Origin of the sequence: Heyndrickxia sp. FSL W8-0496 (assembly GCF_038007825.1) — a bacterium.
GTDB classification, from domain to species: domain Bacteria; phylum Bacillota; class Bacilli; order Bacillales; family Bacillaceae_C; genus Heyndrickxia; species Heyndrickxia oleronia.
In genome coordinates this window covers 1,673,055-1,695,395 of the sequence record NZ_JBBOXX010000001.1, presented here as the reverse complement: position 1 = coordinate 1,695,395, position 22,341 = coordinate 1,673,055, and the positions used below count along the sequence as shown (strand labels likewise).

At 33.5% G+C, this 22,341-nt stretch carries 33 protein-coding genes and 1 tRNA gene; 3 read left to right on the top strand and 31 right to left on the bottom strand.

Going from position 1 to position 22,341, the window contains the following annotated elements:
* Positions 1-51 precede the first annotated feature (51 nt).
* From NST63_RS08485 to NST63_RS08385, 21 genes are all read right to left on the bottom strand, one after another.
* Complete coding sequence (locus tag NST63_RS08485) at positions 52-387, bottom strand: hypothetical protein (protein ID WP_341041836.1); 336 nt, start codon at positions 385-387, stop codon at positions 52-54.
* A 216-nt stretch (positions 388-603) separates the two neighbouring features.
* Entirely contained in the window at positions 604-1,335 is a 732-nt protein-coding gene (locus NST63_RS08480; protein ID WP_341041835.1) for a hypothetical protein, read from the bottom strand.
* A 200-nt stretch (positions 1,336-1,535) separates the two neighbouring features.
* Positions 1,536-2,111, bottom strand: a complete 576-nt coding sequence (locus NST63_RS08475; RefSeq protein WP_341041834.1) for a hypothetical protein — start codon at positions 2,109-2,111, stop codon at positions 1,536-1,538.
* 106 nt (positions 2,112-2,217) lie between these two features.
* Positions 2,218-2,667: an ArpU family phage packaging/lysis transcriptional regulator gene (locus NST63_RS08470; RefSeq protein ID WP_341041833.1), complete on the bottom strand. Its 450-nt coding sequence runs from the start codon at positions 2,665-2,667 to the stop codon at positions 2,218-2,220.
* A 46-nt stretch (positions 2,668-2,713) separates the two neighbouring features.
* Positions 2,714-3,238, bottom strand: a complete 525-nt coding sequence (locus NST63_RS08465) for a hypothetical protein (protein ID WP_341041832.1) — start codon at positions 3,236-3,238, stop codon at positions 2,714-2,716.
* Positions 3,239-3,354: 116 nt separating this feature from the next.
* Positions 3,355-3,624, bottom strand: a complete 270-nt coding sequence (locus NST63_RS08460) for a hypothetical protein (RefSeq protein ID WP_341041830.1) — start codon at positions 3,622-3,624, stop codon at positions 3,355-3,357.
* A gap of 29 nt (positions 3,625-3,653) precedes the next feature.
* The gene (locus tag NST63_RS08455; RefSeq protein ID WP_341041827.1) at positions 3,654-3,815 is read right to left on the bottom strand and encodes a hypothetical protein; all 162 of its coding nucleotides are present in this window, start codon (positions 3,813-3,815) and stop codon (positions 3,654-3,656) included.
* Positions 3,796-4,026 (bottom strand): hypothetical protein, encoded by a 231-nt coding sequence (locus NST63_RS08450; protein WP_341041826.1) that lies wholly within the window; start codon positions 4,024-4,026, stop codon positions 3,796-3,798. The genes NST63_RS08455 and NST63_RS08450 overlap by 20 nt, the downstream gene beginning before the upstream one ends.
* Positions 4,023-4,565: a hypothetical protein gene (locus NST63_RS08445; protein WP_341041824.1), complete on the bottom strand. Its 543-nt coding sequence runs from the start codon at positions 4,563-4,565 to the stop codon at positions 4,023-4,025. Before NST63_RS08445 ends, NST63_RS08450 begins: the two co-directional genes overlap by 4 nt.
* A 468-nt stretch (positions 4,566-5,033) precedes the next feature.
* Positions 5,034-5,345, bottom strand: coding sequence for a hypothetical protein (locus NST63_RS08440; RefSeq protein ID WP_341041822.1), 312 nt, complete (start codon positions 5,343-5,345; stop codon positions 5,034-5,036).
* A gap of 39 nt (positions 5,346-5,384) precedes the next feature.
* The gene (locus NST63_RS08435) at positions 5,385-6,365 is read right to left on the bottom strand and encodes a DNA-methyltransferase (protein ID WP_341041820.1); all 981 of its coding nucleotides are present in this window, start codon (positions 6,363-6,365) and stop codon (positions 5,385-5,387) included.
* Positions 6,366-6,394: 29 nt separating this feature from the next.
* Positions 6,395-7,690, bottom strand: coding sequence for a replicative DNA helicase (locus tag NST63_RS08430; protein ID WP_341041818.1), 1,296 nt, complete (start codon positions 7,688-7,690; stop codon positions 6,395-6,397).
* Positions 7,668-8,438, bottom strand: a complete 771-nt coding sequence (locus NST63_RS08425; protein ID WP_341041816.1) for a replication protein — start codon at positions 8,436-8,438, stop codon at positions 7,668-7,670. Before NST63_RS08425 ends, NST63_RS08430 begins: the two co-directional genes overlap by 23 nt.
* Positions 8,439-8,452: 14 nt before the next feature.
* Entirely contained in the window at positions 8,453-8,833 is a 381-nt protein-coding gene (locus NST63_RS08420; RefSeq protein WP_212943264.1) for a hypothetical protein, read from the bottom strand.
* Entirely contained in the window at positions 8,834-9,577 is a 744-nt protein-coding gene (locus NST63_RS08415; protein ID WP_341041814.1) for an MBL fold metallo-hydrolase, read from the bottom strand.
* A 9-nt stretch (positions 9,578-9,586) separates the two neighbouring features.
* On the bottom strand, positions 9,587-10,477 hold the full coding sequence (locus NST63_RS08410; protein ID WP_341041812.1) for a RecT family recombinase: 891 nt from the start codon (positions 10,475-10,477) through the stop codon (positions 9,587-9,589).
* 2 nt (positions 10,478-10,479) lie between these two features.
* Positions 10,480-10,713: a hypothetical protein gene (locus NST63_RS08405; RefSeq protein ID WP_212943267.1), complete on the bottom strand. Its 234-nt coding sequence runs from the start codon at positions 10,711-10,713 to the stop codon at positions 10,480-10,482.
* The gene (locus NST63_RS08400) at positions 10,713-12,224 is read right to left on the bottom strand and encodes an ATPase (protein WP_341041810.1); all 1,512 of its coding nucleotides are present in this window, start codon (positions 12,222-12,224) and stop codon (positions 10,713-10,715) included. The genes NST63_RS08405 and NST63_RS08400 overlap by 1 nt, the downstream gene beginning before the upstream one ends.
* Before the next feature lie 3 nt (positions 12,225-12,227).
* Complete coding sequence (locus tag NST63_RS08395; RefSeq protein ID WP_212943269.1) at positions 12,228-12,413, bottom strand: hypothetical protein; 186 nt, start codon at positions 12,411-12,413, stop codon at positions 12,228-12,230.
* Positions 12,414-12,598: 185 nt separating this feature from the next.
* Complete coding sequence (locus NST63_RS08390) at positions 12,599-12,916, bottom strand: DUF771 domain-containing protein (protein WP_341041808.1); 318 nt, start codon at positions 12,914-12,916, stop codon at positions 12,599-12,601.
* Positions 12,892-13,179: a helix-turn-helix transcriptional regulator gene (locus NST63_RS08385; RefSeq protein ID WP_341041806.1), complete on the bottom strand. Its 288-nt coding sequence runs from the start codon at positions 13,177-13,179 to the stop codon at positions 12,892-12,894. Before NST63_RS08385 ends, NST63_RS08390 begins: the two co-directional genes overlap by 25 nt.
* A gap of 170 nt (positions 13,180-13,349) precedes the next feature.
* Between NST63_RS08385 and NST63_RS08380 the strand changes: the two genes are divergently transcribed.
* From NST63_RS08380 to NST63_RS08370, 3 genes are read left to right on the top strand one after another with little or no spacing between them, the layout of a single operon-like run.
* A complete protein-coding gene (locus tag NST63_RS08380) occupies positions 13,350-13,694 on the top strand; it encodes a helix-turn-helix domain-containing protein (protein WP_341041804.1) in 345 nt (114 codons plus the stop codon).
* 4 nt (positions 13,695-13,698) lie between these two features.
* Positions 13,699-14,163: an ImmA/IrrE family metallo-endopeptidase gene (locus NST63_RS08375; RefSeq protein WP_341041802.1), complete on the top strand. Its 465-nt coding sequence runs from the start codon at positions 13,699-13,701 to the stop codon at positions 14,161-14,163.
* A gap of 8 nt (positions 14,164-14,171) precedes the next feature.
* Positions 14,172-15,269 carry a site-specific integrase gene (locus tag NST63_RS08370; protein WP_341041800.1) on the top strand — a complete coding sequence of 366 codons (1,098 nt, stop codon included), beginning with the start codon at positions 14,172-14,174 and terminating at the stop codon, positions 15,267-15,269.
* Between the two features lie 155 nt (positions 15,270-15,424).
* Here the strand turns inward: NST63_RS08370 and NST63_RS08365 are convergent.
* From NST63_RS08365 to sdhB, 10 genes are all read right to left on the bottom strand, one after another.
* Positions 15,425-15,501: transfer RNA gene (locus NST63_RS08365), tRNA-Arg, on the bottom strand.
* A gap of 268 nt (positions 15,502-15,769) precedes the next feature.
* Entirely contained in the window at positions 15,770-16,279 is a 510-nt protein-coding gene (locus tag NST63_RS08360) for a metallophosphoesterase (RefSeq protein WP_058002013.1), read from the bottom strand.
* Complete coding sequence (locus tag NST63_RS08355) at positions 16,276-16,890, bottom strand: XTP/dITP diphosphatase (RefSeq protein WP_212943392.1); 615 nt, start codon at positions 16,888-16,890, stop codon at positions 16,276-16,278. The genes NST63_RS08360 and NST63_RS08355 overlap by 4 nt, the downstream gene beginning before the upstream one ends.
* A 3-nt stretch (positions 16,891-16,893) precedes the next feature.
* Positions 16,894-17,646, bottom strand: a complete 753-nt coding sequence (rph, locus tag NST63_RS08350) for a ribonuclease PH (protein WP_058002011.1) — start codon at positions 17,644-17,646, stop codon at positions 16,894-16,896.
* Positions 17,647-17,753: 107 nt separating this feature from the next.
* A complete protein-coding gene (locus NST63_RS08345; RefSeq protein ID WP_212943396.1) occupies positions 17,754-18,821 on the bottom strand; it encodes a GerMN domain-containing protein in 1,068 nt (355 codons plus the stop codon).
* Between the two features lie 94 nt (positions 18,822-18,915).
* Complete coding sequence (gene racE, locus NST63_RS08340; RefSeq protein WP_058002009.1) at positions 18,916-19,719, bottom strand: glutamate racemase; 804 nt, start codon at positions 19,717-19,719, stop codon at positions 18,916-18,918.
* A gap of 10 nt (positions 19,720-19,729) precedes the next feature.
* A complete protein-coding gene (locus NST63_RS08335; protein WP_071976986.1) occupies positions 19,730-20,188 on the bottom strand; it encodes a MarR family winged helix-turn-helix transcriptional regulator in 459 nt (152 codons plus the stop codon).
* A 239-nt stretch (positions 20,189-20,427) separates the two neighbouring features.
* On the bottom strand, positions 20,428-20,652 hold the full coding sequence (locus NST63_RS08330; RefSeq protein ID WP_055739090.1) for a helix-turn-helix domain-containing protein: 225 nt from the start codon (positions 20,650-20,652) through the stop codon (positions 20,428-20,430).
* Positions 20,653-20,839: 187 nt separating this feature from the next.
* Positions 20,840-21,292, bottom strand: coding sequence for an acyl-CoA thioesterase (locus tag NST63_RS08325; protein ID WP_212943587.1), 453 nt, complete (start codon positions 21,290-21,292; stop codon positions 20,840-20,842).
* 222 nt (positions 21,293-21,514) lie between these two features.
* Positions 21,515-22,282: a succinate dehydrogenase iron-sulfur subunit gene (sdhB, locus tag NST63_RS08320; protein WP_058006596.1), complete on the bottom strand. Its 768-nt coding sequence runs from the start codon at positions 22,280-22,282 to the stop codon at positions 21,515-21,517.
* Between the last annotated feature and the right edge of the window lie 59 nt (positions 22,283-22,341).

The following is a 22,341-nucleotide window of genomic DNA, read 5'->3' as shown; positions in this document are numbered from 1 at the left end:
AGTAAAAGGAACTATAAGAACAAATACTATTTTTCGTCGAATTATGACAAATTAATTCCATTTCCTATTAGCCTTTGTTATATTTTTCTTTTGAATATCTTTAACTAAAGAATGAAGTTCATCAATAGTAGGCTTACTTTGTATGATTTCAGTAATATCATTAGAAATATATTTTCTTCCACTTTCATGCCTATATCCTTCTTCATTTAGCTTATTTGCAACTTTAGCAACACTACCTATTATTGCATAATTTTTAATAACCAATTTTTCAAACGTGTCAGCTTCATAAGTTTCTACTAATTCTATAAATTCTTTAAGTTTTATAATATATTCTTCAGCCTTTGTAATTTCTAATTTTGCATTTTCTAAATTTAAGAATGCTTTCAATTACATCTCCTCCTTTTTACCTACATATTTCGATAAAAATCAGGAAAATCCTTCAAATAAATATTAAAGCCATTTCTTACTTCGGTGAATGGCAAACCGTCCCGATCCATTCCTTAGTGACTGGGATCGCCACTCAAAGGAGGTGAAGCAAGTTACGGTGTGTTGCCACTATAACTCAGACCGTAACCAGGAATGGAGTAAAAGAAAAAGCAACCATTATTGGCTGCTTTTCGACTTCGCTTTAAAAGATAAGACTCCAAGAATATAATTTGCTATTGCAATTAAATAATTTTCTCCTAAAAAAACATCAGCAAATTTATTATAACTTAAGCTTTTATCAACATGGGTACCACCATTTTTATTAGCGTAACTTTTTATTATATCCTTGATAGTATGATCCACTACTTCATATATTTTGAAAGTATTTTCTTCGTTTTCTAGAAACGAAGAAACATCAGTTAATTTCATTTTTGTTGAACAAGTACATTTGTGTCGTATTACTACCTTATCGGAAACTATTAAGCTCATATCGTTATGAGATCCTTCTACAATAATCTCATTCGAACAATCAATACAGTTAAACTTCTTTGGTAATAAAACAGGGTGTCCTATAGTCATAACTACCTGATTAACCCAATCATTTAACTCCAAATGTTCCCCATCATGGTTGAATAGCTGTGTTAAATCCAACATTGTTGTATTTTTTTCTTTAACTATTGTTTTATCAGTAACTGGTGCTAAAACTGGTACTTTACCACCTTTTAGGATTAATGAGTCTTCACCCTCACACAAAAGAATTCTTAGTTGAGTAGCAATTACCTTATTAAATGATTTTTTCTTTTTCTCCTCAACCAAATAAATACTTTCTCCTAAAATTTCAGCAATATCATTAATGATTCTTCGATAACCTTCTGATTTTAATTTAAAGCTAAGTTGTTCTATTTTCATTTAATCACTCCCAAGAAGAGTAATTCTTCAATGAAAGTCAATTTCCCTCTTATTATCAAAAAATATATATCAAAAAGACGGCACTCCCAACCTGAGCGTTGTCTTTGATAAAATTATCTATGATATAAATTTAACAGGTAAATTTCAAAATAACACGATTATTTTTCAAAATTATTTTTTCTTTTTTTCTAATTATTTTCTTACAAAAATCCTAATATTATCGAAATAATTGACACAACTAATGCTAAAAATGCAATCGAATTTGAATTTTTGGCCAATCTAACACTAGGCTCTTCCTTTTGCAATTTATTTTTTACTCTTACATCTTCAACTTTATCAATAATTAAAGCTCTTATTTTATTAAAAGAGTTATTGATTTTTGCTTCACTCGTCATATTTATTGATTCTAAATCCCCCAGAATTTTTGAAATCTCATTTTTATATTCTATTTCGACCATCTGCATAAAAAAAGAAGTATAAGAATCAATAAATTTATTTTCAATATTATTTAATTGATCTGTACTTAATGTTATACGCATGTATTCTTGGAATTCATCGATTAATTGTAACTTTTCTTTACAAGAATTAATCGTATTATTAGTGATTGTATCTAAAAGATTAACAATAAACATTCCAGATTGCATCATACCTCTACTACTTGCTTCTTCTGTGACTCTCCTCATTTCAAAAAAAATTTCTGTACTTAATTCATTTAAGCTATTATTAATTTTTCTTGAAAAATATTTATCTATCTCCTTCTCTGAATCTTTTTCCATCTTTCCTCCCCCTTTTCAACGATTAATAATTAATTATAGCACTTTGGGACATTTTAGGATAAATGGGAAATGCACCTATAAATAAGTGCATTTACTAATTTTTTATTTATTTTTCTTCTTTCAAAACTGCAATATTTAGATTCAAAGCTAATTTATAAAAGGCCTTCCAACGAATTTTTGAATATGTTCTTTCGGATACGGGCGGCTGAAACTTAAAACAATATATATTTATATCAGTTAAATATTCAGCATCCTCACTCATGTATCTTTCTTCAATCAAAAAACGTTCCATTTTAGGTAATCTTCTAACAGCTCTCTCCATACGTTCACAAAAGTTTTTACGATATTGTTGTTCATCAACATTATGAATAGCAATTGAACCTGTCTGATCACCAGTAAGATTACCTCTTCCCCCACCGATATCATCCATATGAGAAGTAGTTGCAGCTTCTCTTTCATCAAAGGTTAAGTATTTAAACAATCTATATTTTTCAAGGGCAGATTCGACTGCCCTCTGTGTTTCTTTTCTATCTAATTCTGGTAATTCAAATGCCATAAGGTGTTTTCACCCCTTGTATTCGATTGGTTCTCTATTTTATCTATTAATCGAATAAATTATCGTCATCATCCAATTGATCATCATCTGTAACTTCTAAGGAATCTTTTTCATTTTCTTCATCCACATTATCACCATTGTTATTTTCTTCTGGAACATCATCTATTGACATTTGACCATCTGGAACACTAACATTACCTGATTTATCTACATTGTATTTCATTCCTTCATGAGTATTTTCCTCAGGGAAATCATCAGCACTCATTTGGGCTTCAATAATATTTAAAGTAACATCTGACCCTGCTTTTTTGTAAAAATTAAATGTATTCTCTGCAGATGCATCACCTTTTACAATAAATTCAAGAACGGTTTTTTTACTGTCTTTAGTGGACTTATTAAATTCACATCTTAATTTCTGTTCGACTCCCTCCATTTCTAGGATAACAACTTCACGTGTAAGTTTATTTAGTTCCGGTTTCTTTTCATCTTCACCTTTGACGTGAAACTGAACCAATTCTTTTTTGCTATCCTTTGTTTGCTTATTAAAATGCGCTTTTACTTTCACTTGCATATTTTATCGCTCCTTTATTTTTTTATTTTTTGTGTTACTAAACTATAAAAAAGACTCTTTATCGTTAAATAGACAAATTGCCTTACGGGTTATTTATAGTTTGATTTTTCCGTTATTTATAGGGCATTTCTAGCCTTAGAAAACCTTTGAGCTGCTTTTAGTCGTTGTTCTTCGGTATAAACTCTTACCTTTTTCATACTGACTTGTTTTTCTGTCAAAGTTCCTTTTACAGCTATCGGTTTTCCATTCTCCGATTCTACGATGAAAATCTCTGTTATATTAGTAAGTTTTCGTATGTGTTTTGGAACATTAGAGTAAACGTTCCATAGACCTGTTGAGTTGTCAAAAACCAATGTAGTTTCTTGCTCTTCTCGGGAATACCCCATTAGATTTAAACCTCCTGATTAATATCAATTTAGCGAAATGAAGCCATCAAAAATTCATACTTTAGATCATCATAATTTAAATCCTTTATATCTCTACCATCAGTTGACTTAGTGACATTCATTTTTTGTAATTCTTGGATGAGATACTCGCGTTTCTTTTGCTCCATTACTTTATCGTAAAGGATACCCATCCTCTTTAACCCTCCTCATTTTTGCTATCCAGCATGTTTCGAAAGTGTTCTGAATAAAAATTTTGCGATTAAAGCTGTCCCTATCAAAAATCTTTCCACTACTAGATATTTCAGTGAGAGGATAAATAATTTCAAATCCTCTTGCTTCTAAATCACTTATTGCTTGTTCAGCTTCATGTTTTCTTCTACGGCGAATCACGACCGGTCTCATGATTTCACCTTCTTTTTCTTTTTAACTTTTGGCTTAGGATTAAGGATAGATTCAATCACTTGTGCTTGATAATGAAATCCGTTGTATGAATTTGTTTCCTCTACTAAAAATAAATCCATTGCAATTCTAGCCATTACATATGCATCCCGAACGTTATCGCTTGGGTGTTCAAATCCCCATTGTTTAAAAATAGGCAAAACCATTTCATCTTTTTTAACATTACCTTTACCAGTAGCAAACTTTTTCACTGCATTTGGAGATACTTCTGTATAACTATGATTTCTTCTATGCAACCCCATTCGAATTCCCCAGCCAATGCCACCTAATTGAATAGCTTGTTGCGAAGCGAATCCAAATCCTTCTATGACAATAAAATCACCTGTTTTAACATGGATTAATACTTCATCGATTAAAGTAGCCATTCGATAAGGATCTTTTGAACCAACTCCGGTTAATTCTTTTGCTCTTACTACGTTCCCATACTCATCTAAAGCTACAAATCCTGTTTTAGTTGATGGGTCAATTCCTACGAATCTCACATCCTCACTCCTAACATGATTATTATTGAATCATTTACATTTTAGTTTCATATAATTAATCAATCTCTACGTGCATCTCCGTCCTGTTTTACTTACCAGTTAGCCTATGGTAAAAACTTAGGAGGAGGTTGTACAATGATTGAAATACTTAAGGTATTTATCTCAATTGTAAAATCGATATTACCTAGAAAAACTAATGTTGAAATAATTGTTATTACTGTGATCATCAAACAGTAATCATTATTAACTGATGTGCGTAGGGGCTGGGCGGACTCTCACAAGGGAGACGTCTAGCCTTTTATAAAATAATTAAATTTATACCGATTTTTTGATTATCAAGTATTGTTATTACTTCAATATTTGTAAAAGCAATTTACACTTTTCTATATTTAAGCAGCTTAAAGCCTTGATTTATCAACATACCTATTAGTTAAAATAATTAAATATATAAACTAAATTTTCTCATCATCAAAATGGCAGTTCCTTTGGGATTTTTTTGTGTAGTTCGTTAAACCACTCTTTATCATTTGTATCAATGGCGAGCTCCATCATCTGATATAAATCCTCTTCCTCAAGTTCCTCTCCATATGGAAAGACATCATTAAAATCGATCCAAACTTTTCTTTCATACTTAACACCATTTGATTTTCTTAACACTTGCACCTCGTATTGCTGCAACCCATTAGAAGCTTTTAGAATATACCCAATGAAACGTGACCCAAATGTTCCTGGTATTGCTATCCAATCACCCTTTTTAAGTTTTGCTTCCTGTGTTTGCACTTTCTTTCCCCTCCTAATCAACTGATCTTTCATTTTGTTTCATAACTCATGTATAAGTTCCAGCTGCACTTCACTAAGTCGCTTTTCTGCTATTTGTACATAATCCGGGTTAAGCTCAATGCCTATAAAATTCCGATTATGTTTTATAGCCACTTTTCCTGTAGTTCCGGATCCAAAGAAAGGATCTAATACTACACCGTTTTTGGGACATCCGGCTAACACACAAGGCTCAATTAAATCTTCTGGGAAAGTTGCAAAATGTGCTTCTTTTAATGGTTTAGTTGAAACTGTCCATACGGAGCGCTTATTTCTTTTGTCACGAATTGCTCTGAATGCTTGGTTTCCATACTTTCCATTGAATGAACCTTGTACCTTATCTTCCCGGATTTTCTTTTGTGGAGGACCAAAAGCGCCTCGAGATCCCCTAATATCTTGCGTACCATAAATAGCTGGTTCTTTAATGCTCTCATGATCGTAGTAATAGTTTTGCGATTTACTTAAAAGAAAAATATATTCATGTGATTTAGTTGGCCTATCTTGTACACTTTCAGGCATTGCATTTGGTTTATTCCAAATGATATCTTGTCGTAAGTACCAACCATCTTGTTGAAGCGCAAAAGCTACTCTCCATGGCAATCCTATTAAATCTTTTGGCTTTAGACCCTCTACTGCCTTCGGAGTCGAAACAATTCCTGAAACTTGTCCAATACTTTGAAAATGGTTGTTTCCGGGATTTCCTTTCCCGTCAGCATTTCTACCTCGTCCACTTCCTGCATAAGCATCTCCAAGATTTAGCCAAAGGGTGCCATCATCTTTTAAAACCCTTTTTACTTCATGAAAAACGTTTTTTAGAGATAGAACATATTCATCAACAGATGGCTCCAAACCTATTTGTTTCTGTTCTCCATAATCCCTTAGTCCCCAATAAGGAGGACTAGTTATCACTGTATTAACCGATTGATCAGGAAGTGTTTTTAAAACATCCAGACAATGGCCGTGAATAACCTTATTTAATTCCACTTCCCTCACCCCTCTATCAAACTTAATTGCTATTTAGTTTTATCTCTGGGTAATTCCTCAAATTGCTGCTTCCAACCACGGAACAAAAGTCGAAATTCATTTATTCCAGTGTCACGACCTTTGGCAATAAATTGTTGAACTACTTTACCGTTTTTATCCGTATCACTTGGATCATGCCATAGGAATTCGATTGTATCTGCATCCTGTTCAATAGATCCTGATTCTTTTAAATGGGAAAGTTGTGGTTTTTTGAAGTTCTCACTTTCCCTTGTCATTTGACTAAGCATCATAAAACAACAATTCATTTTTCTAGCAATCTGTTTTGCTTCTCGAGTAACGTTACCAATAGCTTGGGACCTCGTTTCACCTTTTTTTTGAGGGATTTTCATAATTTGCAAGTAATCTACAGCTATCATTGACAGCTTTCCATATTTTCGTTTAAACCTTTTAGCAGTTGCTCTTATTTCCTCAATAGTTATACCTGCTGAATCCTGGATATGGATTGGTAAACTTTCTACTTTTTCATATGCTTCTTCGATCATTGCATACTCTTTAACTGAAAGATTCTTCTTTTTTATACGTCCATAGGGAATTCCAGTTAGATTACTTATCATTCGGTCTTTAATCTGGTTTTCATCCATTTCTTGTGAATATAAAAGTACTGGACCGTTTTGAGCTACCCCTATAATTCTTTGAATTAACATAGCAGTTTTACCAGCTGATGGTCGCCCTGCTGATATAAAAAGCCATCCTCTCCAAAGACCATTTGCCCATTCATCAAATTGCTTAAATCCTGTCGGAATAAACTCTGCTTTTGTTATTAGATGTTTAAAATAATCTTGTCTTGTTTCAGCAAAGCTCTTCATTTTCCCGTTTTCTTGAGGTCTTAAATCTGCAACAAGGCTTTCTACTGCTGAAAAATATTCCTCATCAGATTCATAATCCTCTCGGGATAACGCCGAAATCTGATAGCCTAATGTTTCACCTCTTCTGCGAAGTGCCTTTGAGCGTACAATATCCGCATAATATTTAACATTCGCAACTGAAGGACAAGATTCTGCTAGTTGAGTAAGATATGAGATACTGACATTGTTAAGTTTGTTATGTTGAACATACATTTCTGCTACTGTGGCAATGTCAACTGGCTTGTTTTTATCTTCAAGCCAGCGCATCACTCTGTATATTTGTTGATGTTTTTCATTAATAAAATCTCTATCTTCAAGAAATACAATTTCATCTAATACATTTGAATCAAGAAATACTCCACCAAGTACGGCCTGTTCTGCCTGATCAGTTTGAAAATCATGTTCCCCAATTGAATGCATCTGGTTCACCACCATCTTCTAACCATTTTTGAAACTCAATTTCTTTATCCCTTGGATCTCTTTGCTGATTATTAGATGCTGATTTAGGTTGTTTTTGAGCATTCATTTTTATCGCAAGCTCAGTGAATTTTTCACGGAGTTTTTTAGCTGAAAGAATATTAGTTCTCCAAAATGAATCTTGTGTTACCCAATCTATAACATCTTTTGCTAAACGCTTATTTACTCCATCCAATTCAATTAGCTTTCTGAAGTCATCAGCATAACTCTGCAGATTTGCTTTTTTAATAAGATGCTCCACACCTGCATCTTTGGCAACCTTAGATATCTTTTCATGAAAATAAACGGCCATCTTGTAATAGGAATTATCCTCATCATATTTCTTCACTTTTGATGGTTTCTTAGTTGGTTTTTCTTGTGGGATTTCTTTTGCTATAGGATTGCCCCATTTATCGTAATCCTTATTAAAACCCATAATTCTTGCCCCCCTTGAACCAATCCCAATGACTTTAATAATGTTCCTGTTTATTAAACTTGTAAGTTCTCTATCGACTTGACTTTTATTTGCATCAATCGCATTTGCTAAATAACTTATAGACATTTCATGTGTCGTTTCTTGAAATCCATAGGTATTTCTCCAAATAGCCAAAACGATACGAAATTGAGTGCCATTAAGATTGGTTTTCATGATATTCTCTAAAATTTCATTGGCAATCCTAGTATGCCCTTTTTCAACTTGTGGATTTGCCATATTAATTCATCCGTTCACGATGTTTTTGATAATTTTTGTGAATAAAAATTTGTTAATTTCTCTGCGAATAATCGAACATCTGTGGCTTCGTCTTCGATATATTCTCTACTTAACCAATCTTGTATGATGTCACTAACTTCATCAGTAAGGGTTGAATATTGCGGTTTATATCCGTTTGCCAATGCTTTAACATATTCGGTTGGTTTAATGGCTGCAAACTCTTTTAAGATAAGAGAATCACCACTTGTTCCAGTCACATTAATATTTAGTAAAAGTGAATTAAGTTGATCTTTTGTAAGAAATCTTCCCCAACATGCTTTTACTCTTTCGAAAGCTTCAAAAACTTCTTGTGGTAATTCAACCTTATTTGTTTTGATGTTTCCATTTACCTTCAATCAAATCACCTCAATCTCATAGTGTTTACCTTTCTTGTATCCCTTTTTCATTAAAGCTTTGATTACTGTCATTTCTGCTAATGTAGGCATGTTATTTTTGCTGGATAAATGGGTAAGGTATATCTTTTCTCTATTACCTTGCACTAATTTGCTTAAAGCATCTGCAGTCTGCTGATTAGATAAATGCCCCATATCCGAAAGAATTCTGCCCTTCACACTGTTAGGATAATCTGATACTTCAACCATTTTTCGTTCGTGGTTTGCTTCTATGATGTAAATATCTGAATCTCTCATTGCTGCTAATATTTCAGAATCAATATGGCCGGTGTCCAAGCAAATCGATACTTTTTTTCCATTTTCCTTTTGGACTGTATACCCCATTGGTTCATATGCATCATGGTGAGTTCTGAAAGCACCCACTAGAAAATCATTTATGCTCATTAACTTCCCTGGTAGTTTTATTCCTTGTAAATCCTCATCAATACCATGTATTGACTTCCATTCCTCAACTGCTGCATAAACAGGAATCTTGTACTTATTTGCTAATGGCAACCCTTTTATGTGATCTCCATGAGCATGTGTGATAAAAATAGCTGCAATATGGTTAGGTCTGATTCCAACCTCAAGCAATCTCTTTTCAATTTTTGTTTTAGCAATACCAACATCTATGAGAATAGTAGTTTCATGGGACCGAATAGCAATACAATTGCCACTCGATCCACTTGCTAAAATATCAACCCTCATATTAATCACCTAGTCCAATACATCAGCATCAGAAGCTTGTGCTTCATTCATATCAATATGCATGTCCATAATGTCGAGCAATCCAATTAATTCTTGAAGTGTAGGATTGTCTCCAATTTGTGGAGCATGATCTTTGATGTAATTCTGCTTTGCTACCTTTCCAGTAATTCCAAGACGTTTGAATTTTGCTTGCATTTCTTTTTTAGCTTGTGTTAATTGCGGATCTTCTTCATTTGTTTCTTGGTTTGTTGGTGCATCTATAATTTCTTGATTTGGTGTAATGTCTTTTCTAGGCTTATATTCTGGAATAGTACTTTCACCTTCACCATGAGTGATTGTTTCATCTTCAAACTCAAGTCCATATTGACGTTTTAATGCACGCTGTTGAACATGTTTCCCAAACATATCTTGTGTCCATTTGTTCCAGTTATCCTTGTTTTGACCAGTAAACATATGTGCTACTTCGTCAATATCCATGATCACCGTTACTGGACGATAACCTTTTCTATATGCTATTGAATAAGCGCCAATAATTTTTCCTCTCGGAAATCCAATTTCATGTTTAATGACCTCTAGTTCTTTGGTTTCAGCATTTTTAGCAATCTTAAATTCATCATTTTCATGAACCATTTGAGTATCTGGTGGTTCAAACCCTTCTTGTTCCCTTGCCTTTGAAAGATAAGCTTCTGCAGCAAATTGGATTCGTGCGGTGCTGCCATATTTGATAAAGAAAATTTCATTTTTAAATGGATCTAAACCGTATGAAGCTGCCTTATGAGCAAATAAAACAAATTCAGCATCGTTTGCAGTTGGTGCCAGTGATGATCTCATTACATTAATTACTTCTGGTTTAAAAGCTTCTTGAATTTCTGGTGTTAACATAAGTGAGTTGTTTGTCATTATTATTTCCCCCTCGGTTTTTCAAGCATTCTTATATCAAGTAATTGATCAATTGCATTTTTTAAATCCATTGCTTCTGAAATTGACAGGCTAAAATTTGGTGTATCCTCATGGAACGGAAAACTTATTTCAATAGACAATGCATCTTTTCCATACATCCTTAAAGCAATACAATCATTCTTTTCAGGTGGAAGTGATGGAAATCCCGAACTAATTGGAACTACTTTGATTGGCATCAGTAATCATCCTTTTCTATAGTCAATTCTTTTTCAGCTTCAACCCTAGAAATGATTAATTGTCCACTTGGCTGCTTAAAACTTGTTATAGATTCAGCATTATCAATAAATACTGGTGTGATCACTTCACTTTGTTTTGATAAGACTTCCCTTAATTCCAGACCAGCTCGGATACTTTCTGAAAGGGAAAGCTTGCGATAAGGCTTACCATCCATTTCAATTTCAAATGTATTTTTCAACTCTCCATTCTTCTGTTTTTCAAAAAGTCGGATGGAAAGTGTATCGAATAAGGCTTGTACTTTTTCAGCTTGTAATTCAGCTTCTTTTGCTCGAAATGCTTTGATAGTGTCTAGAATAAAAATGGATTCATTGAGTGAAGAAAGTAATTCTTTTTCTTCCTTCTCTGCTTGCTGCACTTGTTCTTGAAAAAGTTTATAATCTTTATGCTTTGATAACTCTTTTTCGAGTGGATCTATCTTTGATTGAATTTCTCTTACTTTTTCAATCTGTTCAGTAACATCAATGTATTCCAATGTTTTCAGTTCTTCTTCTAGCTTTTTTCGATCCTCTACAATTTGATGAAAAATCTTTTTGAAGTTATCTTTACGTTGTTCATGTTCATCTCTTACTGACTGTAATGATTCTTCCTGTAAAGGTTGTTTACACACACGGCAATGGTCTTCAATCTTTTCATTTTTTAATAAATCCCAATCCTTTTTCATTTGATCTCTTTCTTTATTGAGATTGTTGATTTTTGCATTAAGAACATTTATGCGCCCATTAATTTCCCCTGCACTATCAGTAACTTTTTCAATTTCTTCTCTATCTCTTTTTAAAGGATTTAATTCAGCAACTATAGAGTCAAAAGGAATTGTTGGCTGATAGTGTTCCATTTGTTCTTTAAGTGTTTTTGTTTTACTTTGTGCAGCAATATATTGTTTGTCTTTCTTTTTCTTGTTATCTTTATGCAGATCTTCAAGACCATTAAGAGAATGCTTTTTTAGTAGAGGTTCTAGGCATTTTTTTTGCTCGTCCAGCATATGTTTTAATACTTCTTTATTTGCTGGGGCAGTAACATATTTCAGAAGCATTTCACGTTGATCTTCCCAATGTAGAGTAAAAAAGTAATTTTGATTAAATAGAGAAAGAAATAAATTTTTATCAAAGAGTTGATCTAAGATTTCTTTGAAACTCCCTGCTTTGCTAGGTACTTCATTGATGTAATAATGTGTCTTTCCTTTATGTAACTCTCGACCTAGCAAAACTTGTTTTTCATCTATAAAAAATAAAAGTGAAACCTTTGTTCCTTCTGATTCGTAAGTTATCGGTGTTGGATCTAATTTGCTTCCAAGTGAATCAACACCGTATAATAGCCATGTAATAGCTTCTTGAATGGAGCTTTTACCTTGAGCATTGTCACCAGTGATCTTTGTTTGCTCGCCAAAGTTAACAGTGAGATCACGGTGACTTTTAAAATTTTGAAGTGTTAATGTTATAAATGTTATTGCCACAATTTACGACTCCTTTCGATAAATAATTAAAGCATCAGAACTCCAAGAATCCTCTGTTGCACTTGTGCTGAATTTAATATCTATTACCTCTAAATCAGGATGATTTTCTAACCAACCATTAATTTTTTCTGTGAGATCCTCACCTATGATTTGTTGAACTGATATTTCACCTGCTACCCCAATTTCCACTATTTTCACCTCCCTTCAAATATTCCGATTACTTATCATCAAATTTCGCCACGTGGCTAAAAAGGAAAGCCTGGTTAGGCTTATTCACTTTTATCTGTGATGAAGTCAAAAATCATGATGCCAACTAAGACAATTAAAAAGACTAATAGATATAATGCGAAATTGTTCATTTAACATCATCCCTTTTATGAGAATATTTGCTGAAAATATTTATCTAAAAATGCTGCCATTTTATTTGCTTGAAATGCCCATGTTTGACCTTTCTTTTTAGGATAAAATACGAATCCACCAGTTTCTGAATCTAGTATTTTTCTAAAACGAGAAGGATATAAAATATGTTCTTTTATCCACTCACTTTTTCGTTTTGTTTTAATTTCAAGGTCTCGCATGTTCCAGTAAACACCAGTCAATGATTGATTTTTTAATTCTTCAAATTCTATCTTTTTGATAAGAATAGAATCCTCTGGGATTGGAATACTTATACTGATTTGAAATTGTTGCATATCACTTCCTCCTTAACATCCTGTAGTTTCATTTTTGAAACCTCAGGATATAAAAAATAGTCATCTGCGCTTATATTAAATTGTTTACAAATTATACGGACTTCTTTTAATGAAAAATCACCTCCAGTTCCGTTTAAATTTTGGTTCAAAGCTGACAGTGATTTCTTTAACAACATTGCCACATCACGTTGATTTATGTTGTTTTCAACTAAGAACGCTTTGAACTTTGAGTACGGTGTATGTCTTCTCTCCACTTCTTTCACAATTTATCACCTTCTAATCTTTTGTTTCATTTTCGAAACTTAACCTTAGTATATCACCAGAAGTTTCAAAGTCAATAACATTTTTCCAGAAAAACTAAAAAAATGTTGCGAAATCGAAACCCATCAGTTACACTTTAGATATATCTAAATTAGTACGGAGGATAAAAAACATGGAATTAGAAATAGGAAGGAAAATAAAAGAACTTAGAATTAATCGAGGTTTGTCACAAGGGGAATTAGCTGAAAAAATTAATGAACAATTTAATACTACCCTTAATAAAGGAATGGTATCTAAATGGGAGAATGGTTTAGGAGATCCACGACTTGAATACGCACGATACCTAGCATTGTTTTTTGATGTTTCCTTAGACTTTCTTTTAGATATAGAAGAAAAACAGGAAATTGATACAATTGCTGCACATCATGATGGGGAAGAATGGACAGAGGAAGAACTTAATGAAATAGAACGGTTTAAAGAATTTGTGAAATCAAAAAGAACTAACAAGGGGATGTAACTTCATGTATGATGCTCTTCTTTCAGAATGTTTGAGACTAGATATTGATGTTTATGAGGAGAACATCAAAGGATCTATTAAAGGGTTATATTCGGACAATATTATATGGATTAATAAAAAGATAAAAAATACAATCGAAAAAACGTGTATTCTCGCTGAAGAACTTGGCCACCATTTTACATCCGGCGGAAACATACTTGATCAATCATCTATTGTTAATCGAAAACAAGAAATAAAAGCAAGATCATGGGCTTATGAAAAACTTATTCCTTTAAGTAAAATTGTACAAGCACAAAAAGAAGGTATACGTAATCGTTTTGAATTAGCAGAATACTTGGGAGTTACTGAAGAATTTTTACAAAGCGCTTTAGATAGATATAAAGAAAAGTATGGAATTTATACCATGGTTGATGGACAAACATTAACAATGGATCCACTTAATATCTGGTTATACACCGAAAGGAGGTGAAATAAAAAATGGCTAGTTTTCAAAAGCGTGGAAAGACTTGGCAATATACTATTAGTGCTAAGCCTAAACCTATTCGTAAAGGTGGATTTAAAACTAAAAAAGAAGCTCAGGTTGCTGCTGCAGAAGTCGAAGATCAGTTATATAAAGGTACACTTCCAAATTTAAAACCAATACCTTTTGATGAATATTTTGAGTCATGGCTTAAATTATACAAACCGAATATTGCAAAGAACACCCTAGAACGTTATAAAGTAACCCTAGAGACGATTAAAAAGGTGTTTGGCGGTATACCTATTCAAGACATAAACAAACGCTCGTATCAAGCTTTTTTAAACGAATACGGGCAAACCAGGGGATTAGCAACATCAAAAAAGTTAAATTCTCAAATTAGAGCATGTGTTAAAGAAGCAATAGACGAAGGAATTATTCGAGTAGACTTTACCCGAGGTGTCACAACCACTGGAAAAAAACCTAAGAAGACCGAAGAAAAACATTTAAATTATTTTGAGAGCAAACGACTTCAAAAATATTTACTTAAAAATTTAAATCCAAATAGTAGTGTTGTTAATTATGCAATCCTACTTGCACTAACAACAGGAGTGAGATTTGGTGAATTGGTTGGTCTTACAAGGGATGATTTCGATTTTAAGAAAAATAAAATTAGTATTAACAAAACATGGGGTTACACAAATAAAATGCCTGAAGGCTTCGGACCTACAAAAAATGAACAATCTATTCGTGTAATAAGAGTAGATAAAAGTACCATGAAGGTATTTAAAGAACTATTTAAGAATACACCAGAGAATCCACATAAATTGGTATTCTATAGTCCTATTTCTAAATACAAGGTAATAAGTAATAACGGAATAAATAAAGTTCTAAAAGCAATTCTCGATAAATTAAATATTGATCCAATTACTATTCATGGATTAAGACATACTCACATTAGTGTATTGCTATATAAAAGATTATCAGTTACTTATGTTTCAGAAAGAGCTGGACACAAAGATATAAATACAACACTTGGCACATATGCACATGTGCTAAAAGAATTGCGTGAAGAAGATGAAAAGGCAGCTGTTGCTATATTTGAGGAGGCTGTCTAGTATGTGTAAAATTTGTGTAAAAAAAATTAAAAACCTATCTTTTTCAATCGATTACTTATTAGATAAAGAAATAAAAAAAAACACCCATAAACATTGATATATCAAGATTTAAGAGTGATTAGCGACTTTTTTAATCTTATTCATAAATAATTTAATGGCGTCCCAGGCAGGATTCGAACCTGCGACCCACAGCTTAGAAGGCTGTTGCTCTATCCAGCTGAGCTACTGGGACATATTATAATTTTTTAACCTGCTTAACTTCTAGTCGTCCCGATTTCGGTTTTCTTTTCTGGGATGTGGCTCAATCGGTACGCTGATGTTTTTTCTTCGATGCTTACTCGGTCGTGCTCTATCCAACTGAGCTACTGGGACATATATATAAATATTACAAAATTACTATATAAGACAATTATTATTTTATTCAATTACCATTAAAAAGTCAATAGATTTTTTCTAATGTTCTATTGCAGCTCTATATGAACTGCAATAGATCCAATTGACTATATATAAAAAGTTAATCTTAGTTCCTCTAACTCCTGATGAGCATCAGTGAAAAATTGAATTGTAATCATATTTTTTTCTTTTTGAACAAGTGCATATGTTCTTTCTCTTCTCCCGCGAGGCATTAAAAAACTACCTGGATTTAAAAATAAGGTTCCATTGATCATTTCAGCACCAAGGATATGTGAATGTCCAAAAAACACAAAATCAGCATGTACTTCTTTTGCTTTATATGACAAATTCATTAAGGTCATTTTCACATTGTAATGATGTCCGTGTGTAATAAATATTTCATTGCCATTGATATTTTTACGAATATCAAGCGGGTACTGTTTATCAAAATCACAATTACCACGTACAATTAAAAACCCTTGAACTTCGTCTTCATTTGACATAAGCTCTGAATCACCACAATGGATCATTGCATCGACCTGATTTTCGTATCTCTGCTTAAGTTCTCCTAATTCTTTTTTCAATCCGTGACTATCACTTACAATCAATAGCTTCATTTCATTTCACCTTGATTCAATTTATCTTTAAGGATCATATAGAGATTTTGCAGAGCAGCTGCACGGTGACTAATTTGATTTTTTTCTGATGATGGTATTTCTGCCATCGTTACTCCTTTATCTTTAAGAAAAAATATCGGATCATATCCAAATCCATTTTCCCCATGTCTCTCACGAAGAATTTCACCTTCACATGTTCCAGATACAGTTATTGTTTTTTCTCCAGGTACTGCTAGAGCCAATGCACAATAAAACCGAGCTGCACGATCACCTGCAGGCACATCTTTCATTTCTTTTAAAACTTTATCAATATTTTTCTCATCATCTTTTTCTTCGCCTGCATATCTTGCAGAATAAATTCCTGGTCTTCCATTCAATACATCAATACATAATCCACTATCATCAGCTAGTACCATTTGACCAAATTGTGAAGCGATGGTTTCCGCTTTTAATACTGCATTTTCTTCAAAGGTATGTCCTGTTTCTTCAACATCTATTGCATCAGGAAAATCTAATAATGTTTTTACTTTAATATTAAATGCTGAAAATAAACTCTCAAATTCTTTTGCTTTCCCACTATTTTTTGTTGCTATAATTACTTGTTGTTTCATTTTTTATTCCTCACATGTAAGCGTAATATGATTTGCGATTGGACCTAATGCCTTTTGTTGAATGGAAAAGATTTCTCTCAACCCATGCGTTGCTGTTTCAATTAATTGCTGCAATTCATTTGGGGAAAATGTTGCTTCCTCTCCTGTGCCTTGTAATTCAACAAAATTTCCTGCCCCCGTCATGACGACATTCATATCTACAAGTGCCTGACTATCTTCCGAATAATTTAAATCTAATACTGCACCATGATCCTTTATTATCCCCACACTCGTTGCTGCAAGATAGTCCGTAATCGGAAACGTTTTTAACGTTTTATTTTCATATAATTTTGAAAACGCTTGAGTCATCGCTATAAAGGCACCTGTAATCGAAGCTGTACGTGTGCCTCCGTCTGCCTGAATGACATCGCAATCGATCCATATTGTTCTCTCGCCAATACTCTCTAGATTTACCACTGCACGTAATGCTCTCCCAATTAAGCGTTGAATTTCCATCGTTCTCCCGGAAACCTTTCCTTTTGAAGATTCACGTATATTACGCTGTTCAGTTGCCCGTGGGAGCATTGAATATTCTGCAGTTATCCATCCCTTGCCACTTCCACGCATAAAGGGTGGCACTCGATCTTCTATACTTGCTGTACAAATTACTTTTGTATCACCAACTGTAATTAATACCGAACCTTCAGGGTGTTTTAAGTAATCAGTTTCTATATGTATTGGTCGTAATTGTAGTTTTTCCCTACCATCAACCCGCATGTAAATATCCTCCCTTAACTTATAAAATAAAAAGTTCTACCAATAAAAAGAGGTGGCAAAATGCCAACCTCTTTATTCACAGTATATAGTATATCAAACTTTTATGATTAAAAACTACCAGTGTTCACATTTTCCGGCCGTGTTACTGGTTCTGTTAGTGGCTCACCATTTTCATTGACAAGTTTAGAACTTCCATCAACTTCAACTGCTACACTTTTAATTTCCTTTTTCTCTGTTAATGTATAAACCAGTGGTTTTAAAACACTGTCTGCAATCTTCTTTTCCTCAAAGCTTCCTAGAATATTTTCATTAAAATTTAATGTTACTTGCCCATCTTTAATAACAGGATCTTCCAACAATGCTACATCAGATTGGAATGCACTAACAAGAGGAGAATTTTTATTTGGCCCTTTAACTAATTCTGCAACAATTTGTTTAATCTCTGCATTCACATCAGTAGAATCTATATTCTGGACACGTTTTGTCACAGGTACATAGTATGAGTGACCACCATTTTCAGCCAAGTAATAGACTGTAAGCGGATGTGTATTAGTCACATCGATTACATCTGACAAGTCATTATTTATACCATTAGCTCTCGTTAATCCCTCTTGATTAATCGGTGTTCCATTAACTGGCATTTCCTTTAAAGGTTCGCCATTTACCATTAATTTAACTTTATCGATTGAATCAAATTGGGTTAATGTCCAGGTTATCGATTGAAGAATTTTTTCCTCATCCGCTTTATCGTAATTTTTGAATTCCTTAGAAAAATCAACTACTGCAGTACCATCTTTTTCAACGTTCACACTTATATTTGTGTTTGCAGGTAGGACTGTTCGGAACCCGTTAGGTATTAAATCTTGACCTGGTCCATCACTTACCAAATATTCTAAAGCTTGTGCAGCAACTCCCGATTTATTCGGTAATGGCAATGTTTGTGAAACGACATAACCGTTTTTATCAATTAAATACAGTTCAGTCATCACAGTATTTTTTTCTTCATTACTATTCTTTTCAGTACTTTTTAAGGAATCAGTATTTTTCAATGAAGTAACCTTTTGAGGAGGATCAATTTTCTCCATTTTTTCCTCTCCAAATAAACCACAACCAGATAAATATACACTTGATGCCAATAATGTAACGGCTACCGTTGCCTTTGTTTTTTTAGACATATCGTACCCCTCCTAGGACAGTTTGTACTAATATGTATACGAGCTTTCTTTTCAAAATAGACCGTTTTCAAATAAAAAACCATATACTCAGGAGTTATTCATCTCCTAAGTATATGGTCTCTACATCCTTTATCTCTCGTTCAAGCCATGATGAAGCAATATTACTAAAAATACTACTCGATCCTGTTGTAAAAAAGTGATGTTTTGGTGTTGTTTCATTCATATTCATAATATGACGAAAATATAGGATTGTACTAATTTCTCTTGCGGTTTCATCACCTGAACTAATCACCTGCACATGATCACCCATCACATTCTTAATGATTTCTCCTAACAAAGGATAGTGTGTGCATCCAAGTATTAATGTATCAATATCACTTTTTTGAATTGGATACAATGTCTCTGCAACTATTTTTTTTGCAATAGCACTTTTATATTCACCGCTTTCAACTAACGGTACAAACTTCGGACATGCTAAGGAAGTAATGCTTGTCTTTTTATTAATTGATTTCAAAGCTCTATCATACGCTCCACTTTGAATGGTACCAATCGTGCCTAATATGCCAACCTTAAATGTTTTTGTTAATTTTAAAGCTGCCCTTGCTCCAGGATAAATAACTCCAAGAACAGGGATTTTTAGTTCAGAACGAATTTCGTCTAACACAACTGCTGTTGCAGTATTACAGGCAATAACAAGCATTTTAATATTTCTTTTTAATAAGAATTTTGTCATTTGCCATGTGAAAGCTTTCACTTCACTTACAGGTCTGGGGCCGTATGGACAACGTGCCGTATCGCCAACGTACATAATACTTTCATTAGGTAATTGTTTGAGTACTTCCTTAACAACCGTTAATCCTCCAACACCTGAATCAATAATACCAATTGGTTGGTTCAAAAATCTCGCCTCATTCTTCTCTCATTTCTTGATGTAATTTCATGAGGCTGTCTTTTAATTGAAGAACCTCATCTGAAGAAAAATTAAAAAGAATATCTTGTAAATATCCTTGTCTTTTTTGAATGACTTCATCTATCATTTGTTTCCCTTTATCCAAAAGGTGAATACGTACTACTCGTCGATCATGCGGGTCTTTTACCCTCACAACTAATTCGTTCTTTTCCATGCGATCGATTAAATCAGTAGTAGTACTAAATGCTAAATACATTTTATTCGATAATTCACCAATTGTCATGTCCCCTTCTTCAAATAGCCACTGTAAGGCAACAAATTGCGGAGGCGTGATCGTATAATTACTTAATAATTCCCTGCCCTTTTGCTTAATAATTGCTGAGATATAACGCAGATCCTTTTCTATTGTTGCAACAATATCTTTTGGATGTTGTTGTACATTTCCTTCATTATTCATTAATGAAGAACCCCCTATCAATTAGAAGTTAGAGGTTGAAAGTCGGATATTAAGTATGGTTCATTCTTACTAAACCCACGAATCAAACATCAATTCCTCTGAACTTTCATAAGCTATCTATTAAATAGTACTAGAAATATTGTCACCTTTTTTCTAAAAAAATTCAAGCATGTTTTTATTAAGCTTCACATTTAAAATTCAAAGCAAAACCGACTGCAGTCTGGCAGTCGGTTTCTTGGTTAAAGCTTTAATTCTCCCATGCGAAGAAGTTCCACTACAGCTTGAGAACGCCCCTTGACTCCAAGCTTTTGCATGGCATTGGAAATATGATTTCGAACTGTTTTCTCGCTTATAAACAATTCGCTTGCAATTTCTTTTGTTGTCTTATCTTGAACTAACAGCTCGAACACTTCTCTTTCTCTTTTTGTAAGCAGCGGTTTGTGTGTGAATTCGTTGTCCTTCAACTATTGTAACCCTCCTTGCCTTCGCCAGCTTTAAACCGCGGGGATGGGTAATTTGATTGTCAGATTATCATATGTGAAAGAAATAATTAGAGTGACATTGTATTGGCAAGGAATAAAAGAAAAAGAGAAAAATGTGCTGTTTATTTATTTTTTTGTAGCTTACGACTGAAATTTATACTGATAATTTTTAATGACTAGTAGCTAATTTTAATTTTTCCTCTTCAGTCCAAGGTATTCCTTTCCCTGTCTCTGTTGAAATTTGAACCATTGCACCTCTTCCAACAAAACAAATTTCATTTTGTTCATTTACTGCCATATAATGAATATCGACCGAAGAGGTTCCAACTTTATTAGCCTTAACAAAAATATTAAGCGTCTCACCGAAAAATACCTGCTTTATGTAATCACATTGTAGATCAGCTACAACGGGAATTGCATGAGTTGTCTCCTTTATCCAATCTTGCATAAATGCTTTTTGTTTTAAAAATTCAATTCTCGCCTCCTCAAAATAAGTAAATGGGACTGTGTTATTTAAGTGACCAAACATATCTGTTTCTGAAAAACGAACAGTTATAGGATGATAAAAAGAAAAGCCTTTTCTCCATTCATCAAAGTTTTCTATATAGGATATATTTTTCATCATTTATTTCTCCTCCCCTATAAATGAATGAGCATTCATTCCATTCTATTATAGCGAGAAAATAATTCAGTGGAAAGTGTTTTCACTGAATTATCAGGTAAATCCAACTTCTAGAAATTATAGTTAACTCTTTTTATTACCATAAAGAAGCTAGAGGTGGAATAAAACAGAGGGATGATGTCTAAGTAAAAAGCCGCCCACACATGTGGACGGCCGTTTAAATTAATCTACCATATGATCGCTTCCGAAGAAGTTTTTAAACATTTGGAATGTAGCTGCACGATTTAATGAAGCGATGGAAGTAGTCAAAGGAATACCTTTTGGACATGATTGCACACAGTTTTGAGAGTTACCACAGTTTGCAAGTCCTCCATCTCCCATGATTGCTTCTAAACGCTCATCTTTATTCATTGCACCTGTAGGGTGGCTATTAAATAAACGAACTTGTGATAGTGGAGCCGGTCCAATAAAATTGGATTTGCTATTTACATTCGGACATGCTTCTAAGCAAACACCACAAGTCATACATTTAGATAATTCATATGCCCATTGACGTTTTTTCTCTGGCATACGTGGCCCTTCACCTAGATCATAAGTACCATCAATTGGAATCCATGCCTTTACCTTTTTCAAGGAATCAAACATACGACTACGATCTACTTGCAGGTCACGAATAACTGGGAATGTACGCATTGGTTCTAAACGAATCGGTTGTTCCAGTTTGTCAATTAAAGCAGAACAGGACTGTCTAGGCTTTCCATTTATAACCATTGAACATGCGCCACAAACTTCTTCCAAACAGTTCATATCCCAAGTAATAGGCGTTGTCTTTTCACCTTTTGCATTTACTGGATTCCGACGAATTTCCATTAATGATGAAATTACGTTCATATTTGGACGATACGGTAATACAAATTCTTCTTGATAAGGAGCAGAATTTGGATTATCTTGACGAGTAATAATAAAGCGTACCGTTTTTTGTTCACTCATCCTTATTTCTCCTCTTTCGTTTTAGTATAGTCGCGTTCATAAAGTTAATAACGTAAAAC

Bases quoted from the DNA above. Each gene is read 5' to 3' on its own strand.
- NST63_RS08470 (WP_341041833.1), bottom strand. From the start codon at position 2,667: ATGGCATTTGAATTACCAGAATTAGATAGAAAAGAAACACAGAGGGCA.
- NST63_RS08430 (WP_341041818.1), bottom strand. From the start codon at position 7,690: ATGCATTCAATTGGGGAACATGATTTTCAAACTGATCAGGCAGAACAG.
- NST63_RS08425 (WP_341041816.1), bottom strand. From the start codon at position 8,438: ATGGCAAATCCACAAGTTGAAAAAGGGCATACTAGGATTGCCAATGAA.
- NST63_RS08325 (WP_212943587.1), bottom strand. From the start codon at position 21,292: ATGAAAAATATATCCTATATAGAAAACTTTGATGAATGGAGAAAAGGC.
- NST63_RS08390 (WP_341041808.1), bottom strand. From the start codon at position 12,916: ATGCAACAATTTCAAATCAGTATAAGTATTCCAATCCCAGAGGATTCT.
- NST63_RS08345 (WP_212943396.1), bottom strand. From the start codon at position 18,821: ATGTCTAAAAAAACAAAGGCAACGGTAGCCGTTACATTATTGGCATCA.
- NST63_RS08415 (WP_341041814.1), bottom strand. From the start codon at position 9,577: ATGAGGGTTGATATTTTAGCAAGTGGATCGAGTGGCAATTGTATTGCT.
- NST63_RS08355 (WP_212943392.1), bottom strand. From the start codon at position 16,890: ATGAAACAACAAGTAATTATAGCAACAAAAAATAGTGGGAAAGCAAAA.
- NST63_RS08405 (WP_212943267.1), bottom strand. From the start codon at position 10,713: ATGCCAATCAAAGTAGTTCCAATTAGTTCGGGATTTCCATCACTTCCA.
- NST63_RS08450 (WP_341041826.1), bottom strand. From the start codon at position 4,026: ATGAGACCGGTCGTGATTCGCCGTAGAAGAAAACATGAAGCTGAACAA.
- NST63_RS08460 (WP_341041830.1), bottom strand. From the start codon at position 3,624: ATGGGGTATTCCCGAGAAGAGCAAGAAACTACATTGGTTTTTGACAAC.
- NST63_RS08335 (WP_071976986.1), bottom strand. From the start codon at position 20,188: ATGAATAATGAAGGAAATGTACAACAACATCCAAAAGATATTGTTGCA.
- NST63_RS08465 (WP_341041832.1), bottom strand. From the start codon at position 3,238: ATGCAAGTGAAAGTAAAAGCGCATTTTAATAAGCAAACAAAGGATAGC.
- NST63_RS08455 (WP_341041827.1), bottom strand. From the start codon at position 3,815: ATGGGTATCCTTTACGATAAAGTAATGGAGCAAAAGAAACGCGAGTAT.
- sdhB (WP_058006596.1), bottom strand. From the start codon at position 22,282: ATGAGTGAACAAAAAACGGTACGCTTTATTATTACTCGTCAAGATAAT.
- NST63_RS08360 (WP_058002013.1), bottom strand. From the start codon at position 16,279: ATGAAGCTATTGATTGTAAGTGATAGTCACGGATTGAAAAAAGAATTA.
- NST63_RS08480 (WP_341041835.1), bottom strand. From the start codon at position 1,335: ATGAAAATAGAACAACTTAGCTTTAAATTAAAATCAGAAGGTTATCGA.
- NST63_RS08375 (WP_341041802.1), top strand. From the start codon at position 13,699: ATGTATGATGCTCTTCTTTCAGAATGTTTGAGACTAGATATTGATGTT.
- NST63_RS08370 (WP_341041800.1), top strand. From the start codon at position 14,172: ATGGCTAGTTTTCAAAAGCGTGGAAAGACTTGGCAATATACTATTAGT.
- rph (WP_058002011.1), bottom strand. From the start codon at position 17,646: ATGCGGGTTGATGGTAGGGAAAAACTACAATTACGACCAATACATATA.
- NST63_RS08475 (WP_341041834.1), bottom strand. From the start codon at position 2,111: ATGGAAAAAGATTCAGAGAAGGAGATAGATAAATATTTTTCAAGAAAA.
- NST63_RS08410 (WP_341041812.1), bottom strand. From the start codon at position 10,477: ATGACAAACAACTCACTTATGTTAACACCAGAAATTCAAGAAGCTTTT.
- NST63_RS08380 (WP_341041804.1), top strand. From the start codon at position 13,350: ATGGAATTAGAAATAGGAAGGAAAATAAAAGAACTTAGAATTAATCGA.